Consider the following 3355-nt stretch of genomic DNA (forward strand, 5'->3'; position numbering starts at 1 on the left):
GTTGATGGCGCAGGAAGGTCGAACTGAATGTCATACTCCGAGCGGATCAACATAGATTTTCATTCGATGCACGAAGAAGAACGACGGTTGTGCCTTCGAAGTGGGTTATAAAGCGATCATCCAAAATCTGAGGGCGAGCCGCGTTGGCTCGCCCTCGATAGCGCATCTGATCCGAGTGCTTATTTCGCTGCGGTCAGCGCCTGTGCCTGCTCCTTGAGAGCGGCGGCTTTGTCGGTCGCCTCCCACGTGAAGCTCTCTCCGGTGCGGCCAAAGTGGCCGTAAGCGGCTGTAGCCTTGAAGATAGGACGGCGCAGCTGCAGGCTCTCGATGATCCCTTTGGGCGTCAGCGAGAAGTTCTTGCGCACCAGTTCGACCAGCTTTGTCTCGTCGACCTTGCCAGTTTCAAACGTGTCCACACGGACGCTTACAGGCTCGGCAACGCCGATCGCGTATGCGAGCTGAACTTCGCAACGGTCGGCCAGACCGGCAGCGACGACGTTCTTGGCCACATAACGCGCCATGTAGGCAGCCGAGCGGTCAACTTTGGTGGCGTCCTTGCCGCTGAAGGCTCCTCCGCCGTGACGGCCCATGCCGCCATAGGTGTCCACGATAATCTTGCGGCCGGTGAGGCCCGTGTCTCCCATCGGACCGCCGACGACGAAGCGGCCGGTGGGGTTGATGTGATATTTGGTGTTCTCGTCGAGAAGTTCAGCAGGGATAACCGCCTGGATGACATTCTTCAGGATGTCGCCGCGCAGCTCGTCGTTTCCCACGGTCTCTGCGTGCTGTGTAGAGATTACGACAGCATCCACGCGAACCGGTTTGTGATTGGAGTCGTACTCCACCGTGACCTGGCTCTTACCGTCAGGCCTGAGGTAAGACATCTTGCCGCTTTTCCGAACTTCGCTCAGCTTGAGAGCCAGGCGATGGGCCAGCGAAATGGGGGTCGGCATCAGCTCAGGAGTTTCATTGGTGGCATAACCAAACATCATGCCCTGGTCCCCGGCGCCGCCGGTGTCGACGCCCATGGCGATGTCCCCTGACTGCTTGTTGATGGTCGAGATGACGGCGCAGGTATTTGAATCGAAGCCATAGAGAGCGTTGTCATAGCCGATCGCAGCGATGGTTCCGCGTACAAGGCTCTGGAAGTCGACGTAGGCCTCTGTGGTGATCTCGCCTGCGATAACAACCAGGCCCGTGCAGGTCAGGGTCTCGCATGCCACACGGCTATAGGGATCTTGTGCCAGGCAGGCATCAAGAATCGCATCAGAGACCTGGTCGGCGATCTTGTCCGGATGACCTTCGGTGACGGACTCGCTGGTGAAGAGAAAACGCTCGCGTGTAGCCAAATGAAGCTCCTTCAGAGGGCGCCTTTATGCAGGCAGAGACCCTATGGGTTGTACAACCTTTCTATTTTACCTTTTGTAGAGAGGTCCGTATCAAAACGAACACAGCCATTGGAGACGCACGGCAGGCCAACGGGGCAATCCCACATTAAACGGCGTTCCCTCTGCCCCGGGGAGAAAAGAAAAGGGCGTCCGCAGAATTCGGACGCCCTTTGGAAGTCTCCAGATGGAGCATCAGAAGATAAACTTCGCTCCAAGCTGGAGAATGCGCTTATCCCGGTAGCTGGTTATGTTTCCAGCCGTCGAGCTGAAGCCACTCGCGCTGATGAGGCTGGCCGTGCTGATGCCATCCGGATTGGTGTGGTTGAACAGGTTGAAAGCCTCGCCCCGGAACTGCAGGTGCATTGATTCCGTGATGTTGAGGTTCTTGAACAGACCCGTGTCGGCGCGCCACCAGCCAGGACCCTGGACGACATTCCGCTGCGCATTGCCGCCGCGAACCTGTCCAGTCGGAACCGCGCTGAAGGCGTTGATGTTGAACCAGTGCTGACGGTTATGAATCGGGGTTCCCGGTGCGCCCTGGTTTGGGTCGCCTACCCTGTCAGGACGTCCGCTGGAGACGCTCGAGCTGAGCACGACTCCGACGCCTGCAGGATCAAGCCCAGAGGTGGTTACGTTCAGGGGCAGCCCGGTGTTGAAGTAGCCCAGCCCTGAGACCTCCCAGCCTCCCAGGATATGACCGACAAAGCCATGCTGCTCATAGAAGAAGGGAAGAGCATAGACGCCGTTGAAGTTGAACATGTGCCGGCGGTCGGCTGCTGATGGACCGTATTCCGCGCGCGTGTCAGAAGAGATCTGAGGAGCGCCCGACCGGTCTGCATTCGCGTTCGTCAGCGCATGCGACCAGGTGTAGTTTGCAGCCACCAGGGTTCCATGCGTCCACTGTTTCCGTGCGGAAGCCTGCAGCGAGTGATAGTTGCCCGAGAAGATTGGCAGTACCGAGTTAATCGCGCTGTAGCCCTTATACGGACGATAGCCGTTCAGCAGAGTTACATTGCCGCTCGTGATGGAGGTAGAAGGATTGGCGGCGGCCCATGCTCCCACCGGTGCCTGATTGATGTCGACCAGGCCGAGCAGATGAACCTGCTGGCTGCCCACATACGAGAGCTCCGTGAAGACTCCGCCCGGCATCTGCTGCTGCACGCCCAGCGACCACTGCTGGTTATACGGCGTATGGAACTTCGGGGATGTTGCCCGAAGAACCTGCGTAGCGTAACTTACGTTGGCTGAGACAGCCGCCGGGTTGTCAAAGCTCGTATTGGAGATGGTGGGAGTGTTGACGAAGGGCGGATTCTGAAAGATGTTCTGCTCATAGATTCCGAACAGCGAGGAGTCATAGGCAATGCCATAGCCTCCGCGCAGCGAAGTCTTGCCATCGCCGAAGACGTCGAACGCAAATCCCGCACGGGGCGCGAAGTTCAGCTTATCGTTCTCGGCAATCTTCGAGCCATAAGGAGAGTTCTGGCCGTTGATGCTCACGCCGTTGGTGATCGCTTGAGTTCTGGTGACATTACCGTTGGGGGTTGTACCGGTGCAGGGCGCTCCAACCACGCAGATCAGGCCGTTTTTATCGATTGTCGGCGCATTGCTGGCGCTATACAGCGATGGATCAAAGGTGGTCAGCTGGTGATTCGCGTCGTACGGCTGCCCGAAGTGGGAGTAGCGAACGCCCAGATTCAGGGTTAGACGTGGGGTGATCTTCCAGTCATCCTGCGCATAGGCTTCAATCTGGTTTGCCGTGACGCTCGGCGTGACGTCATAGGACGCCTGGCTGAAGGTCGAGACGAAACCTGTCAGGAAGTTCGCCCAGGCCTGTTGGTAAGGCTGCGCCTTCGATCCCGTCGGGAGATTTCCATTGGTAAAGGCGAAGCTGCCTGCATTGGCGCCGGCGTTGTTCTCGGTCTTGTTGTAGTGGTTGTAGTCCACGCCGAATTTGAAGCTGTGATTGC

General features: G+C 58.0%; 2 protein-coding genes. Both read right to left on the reverse strand.

Annotated elements, in window-relative coordinates:
• Positions 1-179: 179 nt before the first annotated feature.
• Positions 180-1349: a methionine adenosyltransferase gene (gene metK, locus JAO29_RS23030; RefSeq protein WP_334270630.1), complete on the reverse strand. Its 1170-nt coding sequence runs from the start codon at positions 1347-1349 to the stop codon at positions 180-182.
• Between the two features lie 231 nt (positions 1350-1580).
• On the reverse strand, positions 1581-3355 hold a 1775-nt coding region (locus tag JAO29_RS23035), incomplete at its 5' end, for a TonB-dependent receptor domain-containing protein (RefSeq protein ID WP_334270631.1).

The sequence above is a fragment of the Edaphobacter sp. HDX4 genome (assembly GCF_036877565.1).
GTDB lineage: Bacteria > Acidobacteriota > Terriglobia > Terriglobales > Acidobacteriaceae > Edaphobacter.